The organism is Pirellulales bacterium (assembly GCA_035533075.1).
Taxonomy (GTDB): Bacteria; Planctomycetota; Planctomycetia; order Pirellulales; family JAICIG01; genus DASSFG01.
Genome location: DATLUO010000130.1, coordinates 50,765 through 73,970, shown reverse-complemented (window position 1 = coordinate 73,970; position 23,206 = coordinate 50,765). Strand labels below are relative to the sequence as shown.

The following is a 23,206-nucleotide window of genomic DNA, read 5'->3' as shown; positions in this document are numbered from 1 at the left end:
GATTCGAAGCTCACGACCTACGCGAACCTGAGCAAGCTGAACCAGCAGGGGATTCAGTTCATCACTTTGCGCCGTCGCAGTCCGCAGATGGTGCAGGAACTGTTGGGCCGGCCGTGCGGCGCCTGGCGGCGGACCGAGCTGCACGGGGTATCGCGTCAATACAAGACGCCGCGGATTCTGGACGAGCAGGTCACACTGGCAGATTACGAAGGGCCGGTCCGACAGATCGCCGTGGCGGACATGGGCCATGAGCAGCCGACCTTGCTGCTGACCAACCCGTTGCGCCGTTCGGCGGCAAAGCTGATCGGGCGTTATGCGCGACGCATGTTGATCGAGAATAACATTGAAGATGGGGCGAGCTTTTTTTACATCGACGCTTTGTCGTCGGCGGTGGCGTTGAAGGTCAACTGCGAGCGTGCAACTGACGCTGCTGGCAAGCAGTCTTTACCGCCATCTTGCTCAACGGATTGGTCAAGGCTATGAGACGGTGAAGTCACGGCACTTGTTTCGAGACTTCATCGATGCGACTGCGGCGTTGCACATCGACGATCGATCGTGGTCCAGTTTCAGAAGCGCGCGCACCATCCGCTCCTGATCGCGGCTGGCTTTGACAAAACCGACGCTCGTATTCCGTGGCTAGGCAACAAGCGTCTGCAATTCCAATTCGGTTGAATCGCCGCTATGGTGTAAAGCGATCGACTAAGGGCCGCGCGGCACCGCTCGTGCGGGCGATAGCCGTTAGGTGAATACCGCACTATGGGAATCCAGGCTAGTCGGGCTTACGTGCAGTGAGTCGGGAGCCGCCTCGCGCTTTCCCAACGCGATTTCGACCAGCGCCACGAACTCGCGGGCCAGATCGATGACGTGTGCCCGTGGAGCGGTCGCTCCGTAGCCGTCCCAGTTGTCGCCTAACTGGCGCATGGCTTGAATCTGAGCATCGGGTGTGGCCATAGTTCCGCTCCAATAACGCCTTAACGCGTAAACGCTTCAACCGTAAGCATATCACCGCAATCAGCCAGAAGGAAATAACCATCGACCCTCAAGCCTGTTGGTCGAGCCAGCCCGTGATGTTCTTGACGGTATCTCCATAAAAAATCCTGTAGAGGTCTCGCTCGACGTAACCGATGTGCGGCGTGGCGAGCACGTTATCCAGGGAGCGGAACGGATGGTCCGCCGGCAAGGGCTCGATGTCGAACACGTCGAGCGCCGCGCCGGCGATGCGGCGTTCACGCAGAACCTCGATGAGCGCCGGCTCGTCAACGATCGGTCCACGCGAGGTATTGACGAGCCTGGCCGATCGCTTCATGGCCTGCAATTCGGCCGCGCCGACTAGGCCCTTCGTCCTTTGGCTGAGGACGACGTGGATGGTCAGGATGTCTGCGCTGCGGAAGAGATCCTCCTTGGAGACCAGCCTTGCTCCGCATGTTTTCGCCTTGTCCGCCTTGAGATTCTGGCTCCAGGCGATGACTTCCATGCCGAACGCGAGGCCGATTCGCGCAACCTCCCAGCCAATGTTGCCGAGGCCGAGAACGCCGAGCGTCTTACCGTGGAGACGGTCGCCCACCGTGAGTTGCCAGCCGCCGCCGCGCAAATGGGCATCTTCCAAGGCGACCTGACGCGCGCTGGCAACGATCAGGGCCCAGGTCATCTCGATGGTGGAGCGCGCATCGTATCCCGTATGCGCTACCACGATACCTCGTTCGGCCGCGGCCTCGACATCGATGGCCGCATTGCGACTACCGGTCGATGCGATCAGCTTCAGTCGCGGCAAGCGCTCGATGAGTGCCCGCGGCAGCGGTGTGCGCTCGCGCATGACGCAGACCACGTCGAACGGCAGAAGCCGCTCGACAATTTCGTCGACGTTTGACAGATGGTCATTGAAAACGGTGATCGCGGCGCGCCCGGCGAGCGGCGTCCAGTCGGCCATTTCCAGCGCCACGTTTTGATAATCGTCCAGGATGGCTATGCGGATCATTTCCGTCACCCTCCTTGCAGCAGGGGCCAGCCTGATTCGCCGACGTCCATCCGCACGAGCTTGGCGTCCTGGATGCCACTTTCGTGGGGAATCAGAAAGCCGCCATCGGTCGTTACATAGAGCGCGTTCTCGTCGCCGGGCGCTCGTCCGAAGGCGCAGGCCGTGCTCCCCACCATACCCTGTTCGGGACCGGCCAAGGTTGTCCGAGCGCCTGAGGGGCCGAGGCGAACCAGAGTGTGTTCGGGATGCGTCGTGATATAGGCGGAACCAGATATCCCGAATGCGAAGTCGTCTGGCACGAGACGCGCCGCCGCGACTTCGATATCGCCCGCGGAGCCATCCGGTCGCAACGGCACGCGGACCATCATCCGGCGTCCTGACACACTGATCCACGCCCAGCCGTCGCGGATCTTAATTCCGTTCGGCCCCGGATATCCTGGGATGAGCGACGTGAGCCGATCTCCCTGAAGCCAGACGTCCCAGCGGCCGGGTTTGTCCAAATCGATGGCGAGAATACGGCCAGAGGCACTCTCACACACCAGCAGGCTTCCACCATTGGGGTGCATTGTGCATCCGTTTACGAACAGCGCGTCCGGCAGTTCGCACCATGCTCGTACCGTGCCGTCCCGCTCCGCTCGGTAGACATATCCGGGCCCCTCGCGCAACGTCCCGGCGGTCATCCAAAGGGCGCCGTCTGCATCGAACGCAAGGCCCATCGGAGGTGCCGGCACCTCCGCGAATGTGGCCACCGCGCCTGTCGCCGGATCGTAGCGATCGACGCGATTGTGAGAATAGACGCTGACGAATACCGCGCCCTCGGCATCGATCGCGAGGTTCTCCAGGAACGTGCGCGCCTTCCACGTCGCTACCGTGGCCAAGATCGGGGCGAACTTTCCCCCATCGTGATCGGGATAATAATCTTCAGTCGCCGTCGTCATCTGATACCCTCGATTCAGATTTGCGCTCTGCCGCCATCGATGAATAATTCGATGCCCGTGACAAAACTTGAGTCATCGGAGGCCAGAAACAGGGCCGCCTTGGCGATTTCGTCCGCTTCGCCCATGCGTCCCATCGGGATGGTGGACACAATCCCGGCGATGGCGTCCGCAGGCTGCTGACCGATGATCGGTGTTTCGGTCGGACCGGGGCTGAGGACGTTCGAGCGGATATGGCGGTCCTTCAGTTCGACGGTCCAGGCCCGCGCGAAATTGCGGACGGCAGCCTTCGTCGCGCCATAGACTCCGAATGCCGCGGTGCCTTTGGAACCCGCGACGGAGCCCGTGAGAATGATCGAGCCGCCGTCGTTGAGTAGCGGCAGGGTCTTTTGCACCGTGAACAAGGTTCCCTTTACATTGATGTCGAATAGTTTGTCGAAATGCTCTTCGGTGATGCTTCCCAGGGGAGCAAATTCAGCAACCCCGGCGTTGGCGAAAACGACATCGATTCGCCCCTTCGCCTTGACGGCCTGATAGAGCCGGTCAAGGTCGGCCATTTTGGCAACGTCGCCCTGAATGCCGGTGACGTTGGTACCGATTGCCGTCACGGCCTCATCAAGCTCCTTCTGGCGACGGCCCGTGATGAAGACGTAGGCGCCCTCGCTGACGAAGAGTTTTGCCGTAGCGAGCCCTATGCCCGTAGAACCGCCGGTGATGACAGCCACTTTTCCCTGCAACTTGCCCATCGTCGTTCCTCCTGTCGTTAGTAAGTGGGCACCGAGCCTAAGCGGCGGGAGCCTTCGCGTGATACGCAGCCAAAAAGACATCCTGCACAAATTCTTCAAACGAAGTCGGCGTGCTGTTCTCCGGCGAACGCGGCTCCTGCGCGACGAGGACTCCTGCGTTGATGGCCTGGTACATCTCGATGTACAACGCGGCTGACCTCGGCGTAATTCCCATTTGCATCAACACCTGCTGCACCTGGTCATACGGAAGCTGCTCGTAACGCAGATCCGGTTTGCCAATGCCGCGGGCAATCGCCGCGGTAACTTCCGCCATCGATAGGTCGCACTGGCCAAGCAGCTCGCGCGTTTGCTTGCCGGAAAAATCCAGATCCAGGAGCCGCCGCGCGGCGTAATCGCCAACGTCGCGCGTGGCGATCATGGGCAGCTTCAGGTCGGGCAGCAGAGCGCCTCCCACCATTCCCATTCCATGAATCATGCCGATCGCCGTCAGATTATTCTCCATGAAATAGGCGGCGCGCAGGTGCAGAACGTTCAAACCGCCGATCGCGTTCAGTTTTTGCTCCGAAGAGTGCAGCCCCGCGACTGGCCCGGTGCCTTCCGCGACATGGGCGCCGTAGCTGCTCAAGTGTACCGCGTAGCGCAGGCCCGACTCCTTCACGGCTTTCGCGATCGCATCGCTCTGTCGCTCCTGGTCCTCGCGGGACGCAACCGGCGGCAACATCAAGTATGCCGCCCGCGCGCCGCGGAAGGCCATGCCGATCGCAGCCGCATCGCCCACATTGGCCGAACACGCTTCCGCGCCCTGGCTCACAAAGCCTTGCAGTCGCCCCGCGTCGCGCCCCATGACGCGCACCTCCTCGCCCTTCGACAGCAGCGAATTGGCGATGATCGAACCGGTGTGCCCGCTTGCGCCCACAATCACATGCACCTTGTCTTTACCGCTGCTCATATTTGTTTCTCCTTTTTCGAGACGGTGACCGCTACAGCGCGGGCGATTTGTTCGCAACGACTTGTTCGAACTTCTTCGCCAGCATCTTTCTCAGGATGGGTCGCGGCATCAGCTTGAGCATGATCCGATTCATGCGTCCGGGAACACATCTCGCCCGATTGGCGCTAAGCGCGGCGAGTCCCTCGGCGACGCACTGATGGACCAACATCGGTTTCATGGGCGTCGTGGCGGCGTCAAATCCGAACTTGGCCAGGACCGGCGTATCGGTTGCACCCGGCATCACCACCGTCACATTCAGTCCCATTTTCCGAAAGTCGTAGTGCAGGGATTCACCGAGCATCAGCACATAGGCTTTGGCGGCAACGTCGTTCGCCATGTACGGGTTGGCGAGCAGCGCAGCCATGGCCCCCACGAACAAAAGTCCGCCCTTGCCGCGCCGGGCGAGTTTCTGGCCGAAGTGATGGGCGATATCGAGATGCGACATCGTATTCAGGCGCAGCAGATTCTCGAGTTCCCGCCGGTCGATGGAGAGGAACTTGCCGGGATTTCCAGTGCCTGCGTTCGACACGATCAGGCCGAGATCGAGCTCATCCGTGGCCTCAGCGAGTTGTTTTAGAAAGCCATCTTGCGAGAGATCAGCGACGACCGTGCGATACTTGACGCCGAACTCAGCCGCGACGCCGCGCCCAACCTCTTCCAGCAATGCCTCGCGCCGGGCTACGAGAACAACATGGATGCCCGATGCCGCAATCTGGCGGGCGAACTCTCTGCCTATGCCGGACGACGCGCCGGTAATGAGCGCCCAAGGGCCGAATTGCAGCTTGTCGATCTTCGCATTCATGGCACTCTCCTTTGATCGCAATACTTCGAATTAATTCTGTGTTCCGAGCATACGGTCCACCGATCGGCTCATTTGTTTCAAAATAAATCCAGGCGCCACGCGACTCATCAATTTGAGCTGATTCGCCTGGCCTGGACGGATTTCGAATCGATCGGTTTGCATTCCTTTGACGGCGACTTTAACCATGTCTTCGACCTTCATGATAGAAACGCCCTTCATGTCTTCAAAATTAAAGTCACCCAAGAGTTCGGTTTGTGTCGCCGGCGGCGCTAGCTCAAACACCTTCACTTTGGTGTTTTTCAGTTGCACACGAAGAGACTCGGTGAAGGAATGCAGACCGGCCTTGGTGGCGCAATAAACCGGCGAAATGGGCAATGGAACAAATGCCAATCCCGACGAAACGTTCATGATCGCGGCCTCTGATTTTGTTTTCAAATGCGGCAAGAATTGTTTCACCATGCGAATCGGACCGCTCAAATTGCTTTCAATCTCTCGAACGATGTCTTCGAGGCTTCCAGCTTTGTCGTGAACATTGATCTCACGCATGATGCCGGCGTTGTTGATTAAAATGTTGAGCTCAGGAAATTGTTCGGTGACCTTTTCGTAAAGAGTGGCGATCGCTTTCGGATCGGACACGTCGCTGCGAAAGGTGTGGACTTTTGGAAAGGCCGCTTTCGCACGGTCCATCTTGGCTTGATCGCGGCCCGTGATAAGAACCGTGTTACCAAGTGCCGTGAGTTGTTTCGTGAGTTCGTAACCGATGCCGCCGCCACCGCCGGTGATCAAAATCGTATTGCCCGTGAGTTTCATATATAATTAAATTCCCCGGATTCGTTGCTTGCTCATTCTCAGGCCTCCGCCCGAGCGATTGCCGGCGCGTGGCTGCTCGCGAGCGCTTTACCAATCATGTCCGCCTCCATCTTCCGCGCAAGAGAAGCGGGCACGAGGGCGTTCATGATGCGGTTCAGTCGGCCCGGAACGATTCTGGACCGGTTTTCTCGCAGCGCCTTAAGGCCCTCGGATACGCACTGCTCCACGCTCATCGGTTTCATCGGCATGATCTCCGGATCGAAGCCGGACTTTTCGAGCACCGGTGTGTTCGTAAACCCGGTTGCCAGTACAGTGACGTAGACACCTAGAGGTTTGAACTCATAGTGAAGCGCTTCGCCAAGACTGTGTACATACGCCTTCGAGGCTCCGTCATTCGCTATACAGGGAATGCCCTTTTCCGCACCCATTGCCCCCACGAGGATCAAGCCGCCCCGCCTCCGCTTGGCGAGTTTCGCCCCGAAATGGTGAGCAATGTCCAGATGCGCCATCGTATTGAGCCGCAAAGTTGCCTGTATCGGCATTAAATCCACCGGTCGAAAGAGCGCGGTCAAGCGTTTGTGCCACCATCGACGGTGAGGTTGGCACCGTTGATGTAGGACGACTCCGGACCGGCGACGAACGCTACCAGCGCCGCGACCTCGTCGACGCGTCCATACCGATCAAGCGGAACGGCCGCCTTTTGGTCTGCGGCCCACTCGCCTGAGGCGGGGTTGAGATCGGTGTCAATCGGCCCCGGCTGAACGTTGTTGACCGTAATGCCGCGCGCCCCCAGCTCACGCGCCAGCCCTTGCGCGAACATTTTCACGGCCCCTTTGGTCGCCGCGTAGGGCGCCATGCCGGGAATGAATACGCGCTCGCCCAGGCACGAGCCGATCATGATGATTCGCCCGCCGGTCTTCAGGTGCTTGAGCGCCGCCTGCGTCGCGACGAACACGCCGCGGACGTTGACCGCAAACACGCGATCGAAGTCCGCGAGAGTCGTCTCCTCGACCTTCACTGGAATGACTGTGCCCGCATTGTTCACCAGCACGTCGAGCCGCCCCAATGTCGCGACCGTCTTTTCGACGGCACTCGTGACTGCATCGGCGTCGGCGGCGTCGGCCTGGATGGCGATCGCCTTTCCGCCTCCGCGTTCAATCTCTTCGACAAGCGACGCCGCCGCGTCGGTGCCTTTGGAATAGGTGACGGCGACGCTGGCGCCGTCCGCGGCCAGGCGCTTGGCGATCGCCGCGCCGATGCCACGCGAACCGCCCGTGACGAGTGCGACCTTGCCCGCCAGTGGTCTTTGCTGTGTAATCCCTGACATCGCGATCTCCTTGCTTGATTTAATTGTACCGTTCGGTACAATTGGAAGTGTACGGGGCCGGCGATGCCAGTCAAGGGGCGACAATAATTTTTGAAAGCAGGTAGCGGTGCCTTCGGGGCGGACGCGACAGTTCGACGTTGATGAGGCACTGGATCGCGCACTGGAGGTGTTCTGGGCACGCGGGTACGAGGGCGCCACGCTCCCCGAGCTGACCAGGGCCATGGGGATCAACCGACCAAGCCTCTACGCCGCGTTCGGGAACAAGGAGCAGTTGTTCCGCAAGGCGCTCGACCGTTATCAAGCGGGGCCGATGTCGTTCCTGACCGAGGCCCTGCGCAAGCCGACCGCCCGGGCCGTGGTCGAAACGATTTTCTCGGGGTTTGTCAGGATGCAGCGCGACCGCGACAAAGCACGCGGGTGCCTGGTCGTGTCGGGGGCACTCGCGTGCGGTGAGGAGGCGGAGACGGTGCGCCGAGAGTTGGCGCAATTGAGGCAAGCGATCGTAACGGCGTTACGGGAGCGGTTCGAGCGGGCCGTGAAAGAGGGCGACGTGCCTGCGGGGACCGATTGCGCGACGCTCGCGCGTTACATCGCCACCGTGCTGAACGGCCTGGCAGTTCAGTCGGCCAGTGGGGCGACCGAGAAGGAGTTGCGGCTGGTTTCGGCGATGGCCATGCAGGCCTGGCCGTCGTGACCATCGCCGCGTTGGATAAAGTCGAAGAAGTCCTTAAAGCCGGTCGATGCACTCGCGCAAGAAAGGTTACTCGATGCACTAGCCGAGGGCGCGGTCGAGGTTGAAGGCGGCGCTGATCAAGGCGATATGAGTAAAAGCTTGCGGGAAGTTACCCAACGCTTCGCCGCTGGCGCCGGTCTGCTCGGAATAAAGGCCCAGGTGGTTGGCGTAACCGAGGATCTGCTCGAAGAGCAACCGCGCGTCGTCGAGCCGCACTGGATCGGTGCGGCCGGCACGCGTCAACGCCTCCACCAGCCAGAACGAACAGAGATTGAAAGTGCCTTCCTCGTCAGAAAAGCCATCGGCGGTCGCACGCGGATCGTAGCGTTTGATCAAACCGTCGGCGGCCAGACCTCCGGCAGCCGTCTGGCGGCGGATGGCGTCGATGGTGCTTAGCATTCGCGGATCGCTGGGGGCCATGAAGAAGGTCAGCGGCATGAGCAAGGCCGACGCATCCAGGGCGTCGGAGCCGTAGGACTGCACAAATGCGCGGCGGTCGGCATTCCAGCCTTTGGCCATGACTTCTTCATAAATCTCGTCGCGCACCTTGATCCAACGCTGCCGGTCGGCCGGCAATGAGCGTTTATCGGCCAGCCGCAGGCAGCGGTCGACGGCCACCCAGGACATAAACTTCGAGTAAACGAAGTGCCGCCTGCCGCCGCGCACCTCCCAGATGCCCTCGTCCTCTCGTTGCCAGTTGTCGCACAGCCAATCGACGAGCCGCCGCAAGCGTCGCCAATTGTCATAGCCCATTGGCTCGACGTATTTGTTGTACAGGTATGCGGCGTCGACCAGCTCGCCGTAAATATCGAGCTGCAGTTGTCGATATGCGGCGTTGCCGATGCGCACCGGGCGCGAGCCGCGGTAACCCTCCAAGTGGTCCAGCGTCTCCTCCGCCAGTTCACTCCTGCCGTCAATGCCGTACATGAGCTGCAAGGGGCCGTCGCTGGCGCTGTCGAGGTCCTTCCAGCGGGCCTGCACCCAACGCTTGAAGGCCGCCGCCTCTTCGGTAAAACCGATCCGCAGCAACGCATAGAGCGTGAACGCCGCGTCGCGAATCCAGGTATAGCGGTAGTCCCAGTTGCGCTCGCCGCCGATCGCTTCGGGCAAGCTGCAGGTGGGCGCCGCGACAATCGCTCCGGTGGGCTCGAAGGTGAGCAGCTTGAGCGTGAGAGCCGAGCGCTGAACCATTTCCCGCCAGCGGCCGGTGTAGGTACACTTTGACAGCCATCGCCGCCAGTAATCGACCGTGTCCCGAAACAATTCTTCCGATTCACCGACGCCCGGACAACGGCCGGGCTGATGATCCTGTTCCAACTGCCGCAGCACGAAGGTGGCGTTTTCGCCCTCCTGGAGCTTGAAGTCGGCGGCCACTCCGTCGCCGTCGCGCATGAGGGCAAAGGGCGCCGCCAGCCCCAAGCGCAATCCGCCTCCGCTGAACATGACGCCGCGATCGCACACGTGGCACTCGTGGCCGGCACGGGCGTAGTTGAACGCGGGACGGCATTGCATGCGAAACGGCAACTCGCCGCGAACGACACGAACCCGGCGGATCAGCTTGTCATGGGCTCCGGCGGTTCGGCCTACGGGCATATAGTCTTCCAATTGGCCGATTCCATCGGCGTGCAGAAAGCGTGTGACAAGGATGTTCGTGTCGGGCCAGTAGAATTGCTTGTGCCGGAGCGGATGACAGACGGGTGCGATGCGGAACCGCCCGCCCTTCTGATCGTCCAGGATGGCGGCGAAGACGCTGGGCGAATCGAAGTGCGGCAGGCAGAGCCAGTCGATGGAGCCGTCCATGCCGACCAGCGCCGCCGTGCGCATGTTGCCGATCAGGCCGTAATTCTCGATAGCCTGGTAGCGAGATTCCACGGTCCGCTCCTCCTGTGGTGAGGTCGCCTCTGAGGGAAAACGGAGCGATTCAGCAGACGTCAGGAGCCCGTCGCGTTCCGTTCCACTGGCGTCGAAGCTTGGAAGCGAATGGCGTGCCGTAGGCGTCGCGATCGGGCGGCGAGATACAGCCGAGAGATCGAAGTCTTGCAGAAAACGTTGCCGATGTTACTCCGCGCCGATGTGAGCGCCTTTTTCGGCCACCGAACGCTTCATGAGCAAAACCAGCGGCACGAGCAGCAGGGCCAAGACGGCGAACAGCCAGAAGTCGTCAAAATAGGCCAGCGAAACCGCCTGCTGTCGGCGAAGATTCTCGAGCGATTCCAGCGCCATTTCCTGCGACGAAGCCGGATCGCCGGTCTGTTGATGGAACACTCCGCGGGCCTGTTCCAAGAAGGAATTGACGGCGGGATTGAAGGGATCGAGAAACTCGCCCACGCGCCAGGTATGAAACTGATCGCGGCGTTCTTGCATCGTCTGGGCGACCGAGGTGCCCACGCTGCCGCCCTCGTTGCGCAAGAGCGCGGCCAGACCGACCGCCGCGCCGCGCAGATGCCGGGGCGTATAGAGATAGGCGGCCACGTTGAGGGGCGCAAAGATCATCGACAGGCCGACAATCATCAGCACCCGCGGCCAAACGACTTGTGATGGGCTGATGTAAAGGTTCATCAAGGCCATCCAATAGTCGGCTGCGGCCATGACCAGCAGCCCCGCGACAATCAGCCAACGCGCATCCGTTCCGCGGCCAAGGAGGGCTCCTACGACGAGCATCATCATGACCGAGAACACGCCGGAGGGCGACATCACCAGTCCGGAAACGTAGGCATCGTAGCCAAACTGCGATTGCAGCAGCCCGGGCAGCGAGGTGCTCGCCCCGTACAACACCCCGTAGGCACAAAAAATGATGATGCACGACGCCGCCAAGTTTCGCTCGGCAAGCGCTCGGAAATTGACTACGGGGTTGGAAATCGCAAGTTCCCGGAAGAGCAGCCAAGCCAGGCCCGCCACGAACAGAATCGTGAGAGTCTGCACTCTCCAAAAGGGATCGCCATACCAATTCCATTGCTCGCCCTTGCTGAGCACAATTTCCCAGCACGACATGATGAGGGCCAGCAGTCCCAAACCGATGGCGTCGAAGTTGAGCGGATGACGCAGTAGCTCGGCCCGCTCTTGTTTGAGGTAATCGGGGTCCTCGACCAAGAAATACGCGGCCAAACAACTAATCGCTCCCACGGGCAAGTTGATGTAAAAGATCCAGCGCCACTCGTAGTTCACCGTCAGGTAACCGCCCAACGTCGGGCCGACGACCGGCGCGAGCAGCGCTGCTACGCCGAACGTCGTCATGGCCGCGCCTTGCTTTTCGGGCGGGAACGTATCGAGCAACACGCCCTGGCTTGACGGCTGCAAGCCGCCGCCCGCTAGACCCTGAACCACGCGAAAGAGAATTAATTGCCCCAGGCTCGTTGCCATGCCGCACGCGACCGACGCGATCGTGAAGACCGCGATTGACAGCATGAAATAATTCTTGCGGCCGAGACGGGCCGAAATCCAGCCGGAAATCGGCAGGATCACGGCGTTCGCGGCCAGGTAGCTGGTGAGCACCCACTCGCTATCGACCACGGCCGCCGAAAGTCCGCCCGCAATGTATCGCAGCGCGACGTTGGCGATGGTCGTATCGAGCACCTCCATGAATGTGGGAATCACCACCGCCATGGCGACCAGCCAGGGGCTGATCGTGCGACGTGAAGCGGCTGCGGTGGGTGGCGCGGTGGCCATGACTGTGATTTTGGATTTTCGATTTTGCATTTTGGATTGCTCCGCCCCAATCCAAAATCTAAAATCCAAAATCCTATGGTTTCGGGCCGGTATCAAGCTGCGAAAGCGGCTTCAGCGGTTGCAGCCTCGCGCCCGCGTGTGGCCCTTCGGGTTTCTCTTGGAAATAGACGTACGGCACGACCGAGAGCCCCACGAACAGCGGCTCTTTGTCGGGGTCGTAATCGGTCAATTCAATGCGGACGGGCAACCGTTGCACGATTTTGACGAAGTTGCCCGTGGCGTTCTGCGGTGGAAGCAGCGCGAGGGTTTGGCCCGTGCCCATCGTAAATCCTGTGATGCGTCCCTCGAATGCGCGGTGGCGGCCGTACATATCGACTTCGCAGACCGCGCGATGGCCGATGCGCAGGTCGCGGAGCTGCGTCTCTTTGAAGTTGGCATCGATCCAAATTTCCGTGAGCGAGCGGACGGCCATCAGCTTTTGCCCGACTTGCGCGTTGTTGCCGGGGTTGACGTTGCGCCGGGTGACGACGCCGTCGATCTCGCTGACGACGTCGCAATACCGAAGATTCAACTCCGCCTGATCGAGGTCGCGTCGCGCCTGTTCGAGCTTGGCTTCGGCCTGCTGAATGGCCGGCGCGTCTTTCACGATTTTGGCGTAAATGCGTTCCAGGTTTCCCTCGGGGTCTTGCTTGTAGAAACCCTCGATGGCCTCCTTCGGCGTGGCGTCCCATTTCGCCGGAGCAAACCCGAATTGGGCCGCGCTTTGCAACAGGTCGCCCAACGCCTGACGAATCGTGGAAAAGTTTTCATAGATGTCGTCGGGCACTTCGGTTAGATCGCCGCCTTCCGGCTTCGGCAGCAGACCGAGGTTCACGCGCGTGGCATATACCTTCTCCCGCGCCTCTTCGACCAGCGCCTCGGCGACCTGAGCCTGCTGACGCGAGTCGTCAAGCTCTTCCTGCGTAATGGTGCGGGTCACGATCAATCCCTCGCGCCGTTTGAGGTTTGCCTTGGCCAGCGTCCATTGGGCCTCGCGGCTTCTGAGTGTGGCCACATTGGCCTTCAAATTCGCGACCTGGTTTTTGACATCTTCGATGGCGTGATTGAGCTTGAAGCGATTGGCCCGCGCCTGGCCCACCATGCTGCGCACTTGTGCCTGCGCGGCGACCCAGTCGGCCAGGGCCGTCTCGACGGCTGCTTTTTTGATGTCCAGCTGAACCTGATACGGCTCCTTATCGAGCCGCACGAGCACGCTTCCTTTTTTGACCCGCAGGTTGTCGTCGACCAGCACCTCCATCACCTGGCCCGCCACGCGCGGGGCGACGAAGGTGACGTGACTGTTGACATAAGCGTCGTCGGTCGAAACGGTGTTGAGCGCCAGTATCAGCCACGGGATAAACCAATAGGCCACCACAAGAACGGCGATGACCGCCGCGCCGCGCAGCAGCCATTTGCGCGATTGGGGCGTCGGCGCGGTTCGTGCCGCCGAGGTTGTAGCGGCGGCTGCCTCTTGGCCCGGCTGTGCCGACGGTTCGGCCAGAGCGACCGAACCGTCGTGTGATTCGTGGCTTTTTTCCGGCAGGAGCTCGCTTCGAGCGCCGTTGCTGGAAAGGTTGGGGTGTGGCTCGTTCGTGTTGGCCATTTTTTGGGGTCTCCGACCGTCGTGCCCGCCAATGTGATACCGCTGACGAGCAAAATCCTTTCATGGACGGCGATCAGAGTCAAGGCAAGTCTACACTTGCGTCATGTCGCCATCCAGGAACGATCGCCTCCGGGCCGGCCCATGGCCGTCTGGCACGTTTATTGCCCGAATGCCGACCGCCTGGTGGTAAAGCGGGCGTAAATGGAGGAACGACCATGACGAAGGCAATGCAAACCTATTCGACGGGCAATCTCCTTAAGCCGTAGGGTAGGACAAGCGAGCTTGCGAGCGCCGATCCATCATGCCGGGATGATCCGCTCCTGCCGTAATCTGGCGAACAGGTCGAGGAACGAGCCGAGGGTCGGCTGATAGTCGCGGAAGCCGGCCAGGCGGCTCTTGGTCATGTCGGTCACGACCTCGATCTCGCGGCCGAGGTCCAGGTCGGTATGCCAGGCCGACGCCACTTTGCCCAGATCGGCTTCGGCGAGGCCATGCTTCGCCACGATTCGGGCCCAAACCGGCCCCGCGTCCGCAAGCTGCGGCTCGAGCGGCGTCGGGCGGCCTGGGTATGGCGCCGCCTCGATGCCAAAGTCAGCCGCCAGCTTCGGCCAGAGCCAACGCCAGCGGAAGATGTCGCCATTGACGATGTTGAACGCCTGGTTTCGGCCCGCTTCCGTGGTCGCGGCCCATTCCATTTGTTTCGCCAGGACGCGCGCGTCGGTTACGTCGGTCAGCCCCTCCCACTGCTGGGCGGAGCCGGGGAAGACGAAGGGGCGACCGGTCTCGCGGCAAATCGTGGCGTAGACGGCAAGCGTCACCCCCATGTTCATGGAGGTGCCCAACGAATAACCGATGGTCGTGTGCGACCGATGCACGCTCCAGGTGAAGCCCATGCGACGGGCTGCGTCGAAAAGCTCGTCTTCCTGGGCATAGAAGAAGTTCGGAAACGCAAGCCGAGGCATCTCCTCGCGCAGCGGCGTGTCCGGCTTCGCTTTCGCGTAGTTCTCGAACGGCCCGAGGTAGTGCTTCAGGCCGGTGACGAGGGCGGCGTGCTGCAGGCTCTTGGACTGGTCGAGCGCGGCGAGCAGGTTGCGCACCAGGGCGCCGTTCGCCGTGATATTCTGCTCTTCGGTCGCCCGGCGGACCCAAGTCGTGAAAAAGACATGGGTGGGGTCAATGCCGGCAAGCGAAGGGCGAAGCGACGCCGGGTCGAGCATATCTGCCGCGACGGGTCGAATGCCGGGGACGCCGCTTTGTGGCTGGCGCGCGAGGCCGTAGACCTCCCAGCCCTTGGATACGAGATGCTCGGCCAGGTTGCTTCCGATCAAGCCGGTGGCTCCGGCGATGAGGGCCCGCGATGTCATCGGTTTCTCCTTATTCAAAGTTGCTTGGTCTCAACGCAGCCCCCCAGTGACGTAAAGGTTTTCACCCGTAATCCAGGCTGAGTCGGCAGATGCCAGGAAGACCACCGCCGGCGCCACGTCCTGCGGCTGGCTGATTCTGCCGAGCGGAGTTTGCGCTTCCATCTGCTTTTGGAAGTGGCTGCCAGGGATGCCGGCTGTATGCAGCCCCTCGGTTTCGACGACTCCGGGACTGACGGCGTTGACGCGGATTTTGCGCGGCCCCAGTTCCTGGGCCAGGGAGCGCGTGATCGCGTTCACGGCCGCCTTGGTGCCGCTGTACACGGACGCGTTCGGTGGCGCCGACGTGGCGGCAAACGAGCTGATATTGATGATGCTGCCGCCGGAGGGACCGAAAAGCTTGACGGCTTCTTGCGTCGTCAACAACAGCCCCAGCACGTTGAGGTCAAAATGCTTGTGAAAGTGCTCGGCGCTGATCGCTTCCAGCGGGGCAAATTCATAGATGCCCGCATTGTTCACAAGGATGTCGAGCTTGCCGAATGCCTTCGTTGTCTCCCCAAAAAGGCGGCGGATGTCCTCGAGCTTGGAAACATCGGCCTGCACGGCCACGGCTTTCCCGTCCGCTTGCCGTATGCGGTTGACGACCGCGTCCGCGCCGGCACCACTGCTGGCGTAATTGACCACGACCGCCGCGCCCGCCGCTGCCAAATGCTCGGCAATCGCGGCTCCGATTCCTTTGGACGCGCCCGTCACCACGGCGACTTGCCCTTCCAGTTTCTTCGACATGACAAGACTCCTTTTCTTTGTTGGCCGAGCGAACACCCGCCAATGGTTGGCGTTGCATGCAGGCCCATCTGGTTCGAGTTCCTCTGATAGACCGTAGCGAGAATCCAGCAGCATATCCGGTTCCCTCTCATTTGGGATTACCGGCGAGCGGTCGGAATCTTTCAGAGAAAATGGCGGACCGCGTCCGATCGCCTGGGCCGACCGCACTTTAGCCGGGGCCACGCAAGCACTTCGGGCGAAAGTTTCGCGGCAAATTCACCTTGTGCCTGGCGGGTTTCCTGTAAGGTTTTGGCCGCGCAGGCGTATGACTCTGAAACGACCCAGTGGAAGACCGACGGAGGTGATCCGGCAGGCCGAATTCCAAAGGAGTCAAGAGCTATGTCGACCAGCACGCAACTCGAACGATATTCCCGGCATCAGAACCTGCACCGCACGCCGCGCGTCGCGCCCGATGCGCGGCTCCGCGAACTGTGGGCCGATGCTTTGGCAACGGTGGCGATGGTTACGCTGGCGTCCACCGTGGTGGTCGAAGCGCTCAGGATCCTGATGTAATGCGGAACTTGGCAGTTGGCCCGTTTTTCGCTATCACGTGCAACGGAGGGCGGATATCGTGACGGCGGCAACCGCAACCGATCCGACCGTTGGCAGCGAGTCTCACGGAGCACCCATCGTTTCAGGAGTGAAACCGCCGGCGCCGTTCACGCATCGTCCTTTTCAGAGCGGCCGGGGAACTTGCCGGCCGAAAGCTGCTTCCCGCTCTGGACGTCCATACTGACGGGGGGATGGATGCGTCAACGTTGACGCATCATTCCCCCCATCAGGGTTTGCTGTAAGCGCTCGGCGACGCGAGCAGGCCGTCAAACCGCCACCCGAGGTCCGCGTTTCAGGCGACGCCCACTCCATTCGGAAGGTTCCTTCGCTCGGCTGACCGTTCCCACGGTGCCGTATTCGCCCGACAATGCAAACAGTGAACGCACGACGGCCGTCAAAAGTCCGCGTCGAGCACGATGCGGTATCGGGCTTTGCCCGCCTACAGCCGCTCGAACGCTTCGTTGATGCGGCTCATCGGATAGTGCTCCGTCTGCGGCGTGATGCTGTGCCGCGCGGCGAAGTCGAGCATCGTTTCGATCGCCACCGGCGAACCCGTCGGCGATCCGGAGATACTCTTCTGACCGCCAATTAACGCGAAGGCCGCCACCGGGATCGCCTCCAGCACCGCGCCGACGACGTGCATCCGGCCGTTGGGGGCCAGCGAGGCGATGAGCGCGTCCCAGTCGAGCGGGACATTCACGGTGACGATCCCTGGATGGTGATGTCTGTGGACCCGTAAGCCCCGCTACTTGCGACGAACAGGAAGGAGCGCTCGCACCTGCGGATCTCGCAGGAAAAGCCCGCCCCAGATCAGCAAGCCGAGAACCAGCGGCACGAAGAACTGCCCTTCGAGCAGCCGCACGTGTGTGGCGATGGCGCCGCCCAGATAGCCCGTGAGCAAGATCGCGCCCAGGACGGCGGTGCGCGGAATCAAATAGACCAACGTGCAGCCGACTTCGATTACCCCGAGGATGAGAGCGAGGTGCCCGGGGTAGCCTAAGTGTTCGAACATCTTCACGAGGTCGTCTGACTTGACCAACTTCATGCCGCCGCTGAACAGCAGCAACAGCGACGGCAGCGCGCTCAGGAGCCAGCCGGACCAGATTGCCGCCTTCGAAGCGGGATGCTGCGTCTGGGATGTCATGCTTCACCTCCACATTAAAAAGGGTTCGTCTTAGCTTGGAATACCGGCGAGCGATCCGGATCTTACAGGAAAAATGGCCGACCACGTCCATCCAGGCAAGCTGGATGGGGTCGAGTGGCAACACGAAACGATTACGACATTGAACGAACATGGCCCTGCACCCCGATTTTCCCGACGATCCGCACGCGATTCTCGATCCGGCCATCCGTTGGTTTCCGGCCGACGAAGCGCTGCGCGCGTCGAGCTTCGAGAAACTGCTGCCGCCGCTGGTGCCTACGCTGCGCAAGGAAGTGTGCATGGTCGAGATCGCCGCGGGTGGGCGTGTGGTATAATCCAAGCAGAAACGGAGCAATGCCACGATGACCATCTCGTCTTCGTCAGATCAAGCGGGTACAACCAAGTATTGGGTGCAAGTTTGGAAGGCAGCCGGGCCACGGCTGGCGGAAATTGAGCGGCGGGAGTTAACTGAGATGACCGAGGCCGAACGGCGGAAGGCCATTCACGCGCTGCTGACGCTGCTGCCGGTCTGGACCGACGCGCCCCCGACAAGCGACCTCGTCGAGCAACAAAAGTGGTTCCGTCGGCCAGGGGCGACACGAACCAACGGGAGGTTACACTCATGAGCACTCGGATTAGGCTGGTTCTGGCTCTTGCCGCGGCCTTGTTAGCGGACGCCTCCGCTTTGCAGATCGTGGCCCAAGAGAAAAATGCCAGGCAGCCCGCCAAGGGCAAAGCCCCGCGCGACGCCGTGGCCGAGGCCCAGACCCCCAAGGAAGTGCCCGTCGAGCGGCCCGAACAGAAAAAGACCAAGCACGACACGTCGGATATCTTCAAGCCGGCCAAGGCGTTGCCCACCACCAAGGCGCTGTCCGACCAGAAAGACCAAGGGCAGATGCTCGGTTTTGACTTCTACCTCGATCCTCTCGGCGCCATGAAGCCGGGCATGACCTTCGAAGACATCTATCAAGCCGGCGTCGAGGCCAAGCCAAAGGTCATGGCCACGCAGCGCAAGCTTCTGGAGGCCCGCTATGACTTGAAGCCGAAGCTCGACCGCGAAGCGAAGATGTCGCGCGGCAAACCAATTCCGGTCGGGCCGACCGCCAAGCTGCCCAAAGGCGTCGATTGGAATGCGCTGGCTGGCATGAGCGCCGATGAGATCGCCCAAAAGGATATTTTCCCGTATCCGGCGCTGCCTCATCCGGCGCAGGGCGGGGGGCTGGGCGGGCAGGTGTTTCCGCAAATGCAGATCAAGATGTTTCCACGCCTGGAGCGGTACGACGTGGAGTTCGACTTGCCCGAAGCGTTTTTGCCGGAGTTTCCGCCGGCCATGTATCTGCAGAACCGCCCGGAGCTGGGCGACGTCTCGCGCGGCGAGGTGCTGTCGATCAACAACTATTATCGGCTGTTTGCCGATCTGCTGACGGCCGTGCAACTCGATGGCCTGCGGCTGTTGGTGACGCCCTTTCCGCAAGAAGAGTTCAACCCGACCGGCGATCGCAAGACGGCCGAGCCCAGTCTGGGCGTCGCGTGTTTCGATTGCCACACCAACGGCCACACGGCCGGACAGTTCCACATCAGCCCCGACACGCGGCCGGAACAGCGCCGCATGCGGCTCGACACGGTCAGCCTGCGCGGGCTGTTCAATCAGCAGATTCACGGGTCGAAGCGGAGTCTCCGCTCCGTGGAAGATTTCACGGAATTCGAGCAGCGGACGGCGTATTTCAACGGCGATGCGATCCACGCCATGAAAAAGGGGATGAACATCCTGGACCGCATCCAGGTAACGCACATGGCCCAACTGCAGAACATGCTCGACTTTCCGCCCGCCCCCAAGCTGACGCTCATCGGGCATCTCGATCCGGACAAAGCCACGCCCAGCGAGCTGCGCGGCGAGAAGCTGTTCTTCGGCAAGGCGCAGTGTTCGGTCTGCCATCCGGCGCCGTTTTATCTCGACAACAACATGCACGACCTGCACGTGGAGCGCTTTTTGAAAGACGCGGCCGGCGACGGCCCGATCAAAGCCTTCACGTTGCGGGGCGTCAAAGACAGCCCGCCGTACCTGCACGACGGTCGCTGTTTGACGCTGGAAGACGCCGTCGAGTTCTTCAACCTCGTGCAAGGACTCAAGCTTGAGCGGGACGAGAAGGCCGAGCTTGTGGCCTTCTTGCGGCAGTTGTGACGAGGTGCGTTGCGCCGTCCATTTTTTCTGAAAGAGAAGGCTGACGCCTGGATCACCGGCGAAAGTTTTTACATCACTGGCGGCCCGCGCTGACCGGACCGCCCCACCAGCAGATTTGCAGTGTCTCATCGCAGGAAGTACAAACTTCGTTAGCCGAGGAGCAACAATATGGCAAACTCGAACGGGCCGCGTTCTGCAAGTTCGGCCGTTCCAGGGCCGGACCAGGTCGAAGCTCCGCCCGTCGCCCCGGAGGATGTCGTCTCGTGACCGTCCTCGACCGCAAGCTGCTGCGCGACCTGCGTCATTCGGGCGGGCTGTTGCTGGCCATCACCAGCATCATGGCCGTGGGCGTGGCCTGCTACGTGGCGCTCGGCTTCGCTTACCGCAACCTGTCGCGGGCCCAGCACCGCTATTATGCCGACTGCCGGATGGCCGATTTTTCGCTGGAAGTGAAAAAGGTGCCCGTCTCCGAGCTGGCGGCCGTGGCCAGGCTGCCGGGCGTGGTCGAAGTGCGGCCGCGCATCCAGTTTTTCGCCACGGTCGACATCGAGCGCATCGCCGAGCCGCTCAACGGCATCGTGCTGTCGCTGCCCGACCGCCGCGAGCCGACGATCAACGACGTGCTGCTCAGGCGGGGCGGCTACTTCACCGACGCGCGGTCGAACGAAGTGATCGTCAACGAAAAGTTCGCCCGCGTTCACGGACTCGGGCCGGGCCAATGGATTCACCTGATCTTGAACAACCGCCGGCAAGAGCTGTTCATCGTGGGCACGGCCATGAGCAGCGAATTCACCTACCTGGTCGGGCCGGGTTCGATCATGCCCGACCCGGAACATCTGGGCGTCTTCTATCTCAAACATTCCTACGCCGAGGAGGTGTTCGATTTCGACGGCGCGTGCAACCAAGTGCTGGGGTTGCTCTCGCCGCAGTTGCGCGACCGGCCGGACGAAACGATGCGCCGGGCAGAGCTGCTGCTCGATTCCTACGGCGTGTTCACCAGCGTGCCGCTTTCGCAGCAGCCCTCGAACCGTTTTTTGAGCAACGAGATCTCCGGGCTGAAGGCGTTCGGCGTGATCGACCCGCTGATCTTCCTCTCGGTGGCGGCGCTGGTGCTCAATGTGCTCATGACCCGTTTGACCGAGCAGCAGCGGGTGATCGTGGGCACACTCAAGGCCATCGGCTATCTCGACCGGCAGGTGTTCGCCCACTTTCTCAAGTTCGGGTTGGCCGTCGGCGTGCTCGGCGGCGCATTGGGCGGCGGCCTCGGCTATGCGATCTCGTTCGGCATGACCGGCCTGTACCGCAAGTTCTTCGAGTTCCCCACGCTCGACAACCAGTTCTACTTCGACATTTTTGTGCAGGGCATCTTGGTCAGCCTGGCTTGTGCCCTGATCGGATCGGTTCACGGAGCGCGGGCCGTGTTGCGGCTGGAGCCGGCGGTGGCCATGCGTCCCAAACCGCCCGCTCAGGGTGGCGCGATCTGGCTGGAGCGTTTCGGCCGCTTCTGGAAGTCGTTGAGCTTCGCCTGGCGGATGACGCTGCGCAACCTGGTGCGGCAGCGGTTCCGCACGGCGGCCGGCATGTTTGCGGCAGCGATGGGGGCCGGCATGTCGGTGAACGCATTGATGCTTGTCGAGGCGACGCGGTTCCTGGTCGACTTTCAGTTCTTCCAGGTGCAGCGGAGCGACATCGACCTGGCCTTCGAAGACGAGCGGTCGGAAGCCGCGCTGACCGAAGCGCGGCAGTTGCCCGGCGTCGACCGTGCCGAGCCGATGTTGAGCGTTGGCTGCACCTTCATCAACGGCCCGCATTCCTACAAGGGCGGCATCACGGGCCTGGCCCGCGATGCCCGATTGACGGTGCCGCGCGATCTGGCGGGCCGGCGGCTGCGCATCCCCGCAAGCGGCCTGCTGATGAGCCGCAAGCTGGCCGAGCTGCTGTATCTCGATCGCGGCGACCTGGTCGAGATTCGCCCCACCAAGGGCCTGCGCGAGCCGCGCCGCGTGCCCGTGGTGGGCATCGCCGACAACTACATGGGCCTGACGGTCTATGCCGACATTCAATATCTCAGCCGGCTGGTCCACGAGGAGCTGGCGGTGTCGGGCGTGCAGTTGGCGATCGACCCCCGCCGCGACGTGGTGTTATCGCTCTATCGCGAGTTGAAGCGGCTGCCCGGCGTGCAATCGGTCAGCTCACGGGCTGACGCGGTGGCCAACGTCATGGACACGCTGATCAAGAACCAGCGGGTGTTCATCGGCCTGCTGGTGCTGTTTGCGGGCGTGATTTTTTTCGGCAGCGTGCTCAACTCGTCGCTGATCGGGCTGGCCGAGCGCAGCCGCGAGGTGGCCACGTTGCGCGTGCTGGGCTACACCGAATGGCAGGTGGGGAATCTCTTTCTGCGCGAGAGCCTGCTGGTAAACACGCTGGGCACGCTGGCCGGCATGCCGCTGGGCTATCTCTTGAATTGGGGCATTACGGTGGCCTACGACACGGATCTTTTCCGCATACCGGTGGTCGACCCGACTCAAAGTTGCCTGGCGACGTTTGTCATCGGCGGCGTTTTCGCGTTGGTGGCGCATGCCGTCGTGCAGCGCGCCATTTTCCGTATGGACTGGTTGGAAGCAATGAAGACCAAAGAATGATTCCCTGCTCGACCACGAAGACTTCGGCTTCAATGACTTCGTCGCTTCGCGCGGCTCTCGCGCGGGCCGGAATGGCCGTTCGACGCGGCCTTTTGATGCCGGAACGTCTGTCGAATCAACTCGTTCACCTCGTCGAGATCGCGCCGTGGCACTCTTGGGTAATTGTCCAGCAGCAGCTCCAGCGCTTCGCCAGGCATTGCTCGCTCGATCAAACTCGACCACGAGCTCTGCAACTCCGTCATGAATTCGTGAGCGTCGGCGGGAGTGGCGGCCAGCGCGGCCCTGCGGGCGTCGCTTGCGTCTTGTGGCGCATCGACCGCATCGAAGTAGAGCGCTAACAGGGCAAAGCGGTCGCAGGCACGCGTCTGCGATTCGGCGAACTGCCGAAACCCGGAAAGAAACGCGTCACGTTCGCTGGCTAGCAGCACTTCATCGAGCTTCGGCAGCAGTGCGAAGTAAGCGTGGTGGGCCAACAACATGCACGAATCCATCAGCAGCGATAAACTTGTTTCGCCGAGTCCCTTCTCCGGCATTGAGGCGACCGTGGGAGCCAGCGTAAGGGCAACTTCCGTTTCGCGGACCACGGCCCGCAGCTTCTGTTGTTCAGAACTTCGCGAATGTGCGCGGCCGCCGACTTTGCGGTCCGCGGGAACTCCAAGCGGCCCTAACCGTTCGATGGCCTGCCGAAGCTGTTCGTCAACCTCGGCGCATTCGGCGTTAAACAACTCGCAAACGAAGCCATTGGCCGTCGGCCGGACGCGTGCCCCGAGAACGTGCCAAACGAGCTTGATCGCTCGCTTGACGCTCGCCAGCGACTCGTTCGCCGTCAAGAGCCGTTGGTATTCGGTGATAAGTTGCCTGTTTGCGCGGACCATGTGC

The 23,206-nt window shown here is 61.6% G+C and carries 24 protein-coding genes; 7 read left to right on the top strand and 17 right to left on the bottom strand.

Features of this window, described 5'->3' with window-relative positions:
• On the top strand, positions 1-483 hold a 483-nt coding region (locus VNH11_16500), incomplete at its 5' end, for a hypothetical protein (protein HVA47972.1).
• 255 nt (positions 484-738) lie between these two features.
• Here VNH11_16500 and VNH11_16495 read toward each other — a convergent pair.
• The 9 genes from VNH11_16495 to VNH11_16455 all read right to left on the bottom strand — a co-directional run bounded on the left by VNH11_16495 (position 739) and on the right by VNH11_16455 (position 7,667).
• Positions 739-951 carry a hypothetical protein gene (locus VNH11_16495; protein HVA47971.1) on the bottom strand — a complete coding sequence of 71 codons (213 nt, stop codon included), beginning with the start codon at positions 949-951 and terminating at the stop codon, positions 739-741.
• Between the two features lie 88 nt (positions 952-1,039).
• A complete protein-coding gene (locus VNH11_16490) occupies positions 1,040-1,975 on the bottom strand; it encodes a D-2-hydroxyacid dehydrogenase family protein (protein ID HVA47970.1) in 936 nt (311 codons plus the stop codon).
• Positions 1,976-1,980: 5 nt separating this feature from the next.
• Positions 1,981-2,913, bottom strand: coding sequence for a hypothetical protein (locus VNH11_16485; protein ID HVA47969.1), 933 nt, complete (start codon positions 2,911-2,913; stop codon positions 1,981-1,983).
• A gap of 14 nt (positions 2,914-2,927) precedes the next feature.
• Positions 2,928-3,656, bottom strand: coding sequence for an SDR family oxidoreductase (locus tag VNH11_16480; protein HVA47968.1), 729 nt, complete (start codon positions 3,654-3,656; stop codon positions 2,928-2,930).
• Between the two features lie 37 nt (positions 3,657-3,693).
• Positions 3,694-4,605 carry an NmrA family NAD(P)-binding protein gene (locus VNH11_16475; protein HVA47967.1) on the bottom strand — a complete coding sequence of 304 codons (912 nt, stop codon included), beginning with the start codon at positions 4,603-4,605 and terminating at the stop codon, positions 3,694-3,696.
• A gap of 31 nt (positions 4,606-4,636) precedes the next feature.
• Positions 4,637-5,446, bottom strand: a complete 810-nt coding sequence (locus VNH11_16470) for an SDR family NAD(P)-dependent oxidoreductase (GenBank protein HVA47966.1) — start codon at positions 5,444-5,446, stop codon at positions 4,637-4,639.
• Positions 5,447-5,476: 30 nt separating this feature from the next.
• Positions 5,477-6,256 (bottom strand): SDR family NAD(P)-dependent oxidoreductase, encoded by a 780-nt coding sequence (locus tag VNH11_16465; protein HVA47965.1) that lies wholly within the window; start codon positions 6,254-6,256, stop codon positions 5,477-5,479.
• A gap of 38 nt (positions 6,257-6,294) precedes the next feature.
• A complete protein-coding gene (locus VNH11_16460) occupies positions 6,295-6,828 on the bottom strand; it encodes an SDR family NAD(P)-dependent oxidoreductase (protein HVA47964.1) in 534 nt (177 codons plus the stop codon).
• Positions 6,825-7,667 carry an SDR family oxidoreductase gene (locus VNH11_16455; protein HVA47963.1) on the bottom strand — a complete coding sequence of 281 codons (843 nt, stop codon included), beginning with the start codon at positions 7,665-7,667 and terminating at the stop codon, positions 6,825-6,827. Before VNH11_16455 ends, VNH11_16460 begins: the two co-directional genes overlap by 4 nt.
• Before the next feature lie 22 nt (positions 7,668-7,689).
• Between VNH11_16455 and VNH11_16450 the strand changes: the two genes are divergently transcribed.
• Positions 7,690-8,277 carry a TetR/AcrR family transcriptional regulator gene (locus tag VNH11_16450; protein ID HVA47962.1) on the top strand — a complete coding sequence of 196 codons (588 nt, stop codon included), beginning with the start codon at positions 7,690-7,692 and terminating at the stop codon, positions 8,275-8,277.
• A gap of 78 nt (positions 8,278-8,355) precedes the next feature.
• On the opposite strand, the gene VNH11_16445 is transcribed toward VNH11_16450, so the two are convergent.
• From VNH11_16445 to VNH11_16425, 5 genes are all read right to left on the bottom strand, one after another.
• A complete protein-coding gene (locus tag VNH11_16445) occupies positions 8,356-10,188 on the bottom strand; it encodes a glycoside hydrolase family 15 protein (GenBank protein HVA47961.1) in 1,833 nt (610 codons plus the stop codon).
• Positions 10,189-10,374: 186 nt separating this feature from the next.
• Positions 10,375-11,982 (bottom strand): DHA2 family efflux MFS transporter permease subunit, encoded by a 1,608-nt coding sequence (locus VNH11_16440; GenBank protein ID HVA47960.1) that lies wholly within the window; start codon positions 11,980-11,982, stop codon positions 10,375-10,377.
• A gap of 73 nt (positions 11,983-12,055) precedes the next feature.
• Positions 12,056-13,624 carry an HlyD family secretion protein gene (locus VNH11_16435; protein HVA47959.1) on the bottom strand — a complete coding sequence of 523 codons (1,569 nt, stop codon included), beginning with the start codon at positions 13,622-13,624 and terminating at the stop codon, positions 12,056-12,058.
• A 299-nt stretch (positions 13,625-13,923) separates the two neighbouring features.
• On the bottom strand, positions 13,924-14,988 hold the full coding sequence (locus VNH11_16430; protein HVA47958.1) for an SDR family oxidoreductase: 1,065 nt from the start codon (positions 14,986-14,988) through the stop codon (positions 13,924-13,926).
• A gap of 30 nt (positions 14,989-15,018) precedes the next feature.
• On the bottom strand, positions 15,019-15,885 hold the full coding sequence (locus tag VNH11_16425) for a glucose 1-dehydrogenase (protein HVA47957.1): 867 nt from the start codon (positions 15,883-15,885) through the stop codon (positions 15,019-15,021).
• A 264-nt stretch (positions 15,886-16,149) separates the two neighbouring features.
• On the opposite strand from VNH11_16425, the gene VNH11_16420 reads away from it, so the two are divergent.
• A complete protein-coding gene (locus VNH11_16420) occupies positions 16,150-16,323 on the top strand; it encodes a hypothetical protein (GenBank protein ID HVA47956.1) in 174 nt (57 codons plus the stop codon).
• Between the two features lie 478 nt (positions 16,324-16,801).
• On the opposite strand, the gene VNH11_16415 is transcribed toward VNH11_16420, so the two are convergent.
• Together VNH11_16415 and VNH11_16410 are read right to left on the bottom strand one after the other, a co-directional pair.
• A complete protein-coding gene (locus VNH11_16415) occupies positions 16,802-17,062 on the bottom strand; it encodes a hypothetical protein (GenBank protein HVA47955.1) in 261 nt (86 codons plus the stop codon).
• A 45-nt stretch (positions 17,063-17,107) separates the two neighbouring features.
• Positions 17,108-17,506: a DoxX family protein gene (locus VNH11_16410; GenBank protein HVA47954.1), complete on the bottom strand. Its 399-nt coding sequence runs from the start codon at positions 17,504-17,506 to the stop codon at positions 17,108-17,110.
• Positions 17,507-17,655: 149 nt separating this feature from the next.
• Here VNH11_16410 and VNH11_16405 point away from each other — a divergent pair, with 149 nt between their 5' ends.
• From VNH11_16405 to VNH11_16390, 4 genes are all read left to right on the top strand, one after another.
• On the top strand, positions 17,656-17,838 hold the full coding sequence (locus tag VNH11_16405) for a hypothetical protein (protein ID HVA47953.1): 183 nt from the start codon (positions 17,656-17,658) through the stop codon (positions 17,836-17,838).
• Positions 17,839-17,865: 27 nt separating this feature from the next.
• The gene (locus tag VNH11_16400; GenBank protein ID HVA47952.1) at positions 17,866-18,129 is read left to right on the top strand and encodes a hypothetical protein; all 264 of its coding nucleotides are present in this window, start codon (positions 17,866-17,868) and stop codon (positions 18,127-18,129) included.
• Positions 18,126-19,685 carry a cytochrome B6 gene (locus VNH11_16395; protein ID HVA47951.1) on the top strand — a complete coding sequence of 520 codons (1,560 nt, stop codon included), beginning with the start codon at positions 18,126-18,128 and terminating at the stop codon, positions 19,683-19,685. Before VNH11_16400 ends, VNH11_16395 begins: the two co-directional genes overlap by 4 nt.
• A 263-nt stretch (positions 19,686-19,948) precedes the next feature.
• The gene (locus VNH11_16390) at positions 19,949-22,327 is read left to right on the top strand and encodes an FtsX-like permease family protein (GenBank protein ID HVA47950.1); all 2,379 of its coding nucleotides are present in this window, start codon (positions 19,949-19,951) and stop codon (positions 22,325-22,327) included.
• Between the two features lie 29 nt (positions 22,328-22,356).
• On the opposite strand, the gene VNH11_16385 is transcribed toward VNH11_16390, so the two are convergent.
• Positions 22,357-23,202, bottom strand: a complete 846-nt coding sequence (locus VNH11_16385) for a hypothetical protein (protein ID HVA47949.1) — start codon at positions 23,200-23,202, stop codon at positions 22,357-22,359.
• Between the last annotated feature and the right edge of the window lie 4 nt (positions 23,203-23,206).

What these genes read in the sequence shown, in the direction of transcription:
- VNH11_16495 (HVA47971.1), bottom strand. Translation starts at nt 951, where the DNA reads ATGGCCACACCCGATGCTCAGATTCAAGCCATGCGCCAGTTAGGCGAC.
- VNH11_16490 (HVA47970.1), bottom strand. Translation starts at nt 1,975, where the DNA reads ATGATCCGCATAGCCATCCTGGACGATTATCAAAACGTGGCGCTGGAA.
- VNH11_16485 (HVA47969.1), bottom strand. Translation starts at nt 2,913, where the DNA reads ATGACGACGGCGACTGAAGATTATTATCCCGATCACGATGGGGGAAAG.
- VNH11_16480 (HVA47968.1), bottom strand. Translation starts at nt 3,656, where the DNA reads ATGGGCAAGTTGCAGGGAAAAGTGGCTGTCATCACCGGCGGTTCTACG.
- VNH11_16475 (HVA47967.1), bottom strand. Translation starts at nt 4,605, where the DNA reads ATGAGCAGCGGTAAAGACAAGGTGCATGTGATTGTGGGCGCAAGCGGG.
- VNH11_16470 (HVA47966.1), bottom strand. Translation starts at nt 5,446, where the DNA reads ATGAATGCGAAGATCGACAAGCTGCAATTCGGCCCTTGGGCGCTCATT.
- VNH11_16465 (HVA47965.1), bottom strand. Translation starts at nt 6,256, where the DNA reads ATGAAACTCACGGGCAATACGATTTTGATCACCGGCGGTGGCGGCGGC.
- VNH11_16440 (HVA47960.1), bottom strand. Translation starts at nt 11,982, where the DNA reads ATGGCCACCGCGCCACCCACCGCAGCCGCTTCACGTCGCACGATCAGC.
- VNH11_16435 (HVA47959.1), bottom strand. Translation starts at nt 13,624, where the DNA reads ATGGCCAACACGAACGAGCCACACCCCAACCTTTCCAGCAACGGCGCT.
- VNH11_16430 (HVA47958.1), bottom strand. Translation starts at nt 14,988, where the DNA reads ATGACATCGCGGGCCCTCATCGCCGGAGCCACCGGCTTGATCGGAAGC.
- VNH11_16425 (HVA47957.1), bottom strand. Translation starts at nt 15,885, where the DNA reads ATGCTGCTGGATTCTCGCTACGGTCTATCAGAGGAACTCGAACCAGAT.
- VNH11_16420 (HVA47956.1), top strand. Translation starts at nt 16,150, where the DNA reads ATGTCGACCAGCACGCAACTCGAACGATATTCCCGGCATCAGAACCTG.
- VNH11_16410 (HVA47954.1), bottom strand. Translation starts at nt 17,506, where the DNA reads ATGACATCCCAGACGCAGCATCCCGCTTCGAAGGCGGCAATCTGGTCC.
- VNH11_16405 (HVA47953.1), top strand. Translation starts at nt 17,656, where the DNA reads ATGGCCCTGCACCCCGATTTTCCCGACGATCCGCACGCGATTCTCGAT.
- VNH11_16400 (HVA47952.1), top strand. Translation starts at nt 17,866, where the DNA reads ATGACCATCTCGTCTTCGTCAGATCAAGCGGGTACAACCAAGTATTGG.
- VNH11_16395 (HVA47951.1), top strand. Translation starts at nt 18,126, where the DNA reads ATGAGCACTCGGATTAGGCTGGTTCTGGCTCTTGCCGCGGCCTTGTTA.
- VNH11_16385 (HVA47949.1), bottom strand. Translation starts at nt 23,202, where the DNA reads ATGGTCCGCGCAAACAGGCAACTTATCACCGAATACCAACGGCTCTTG.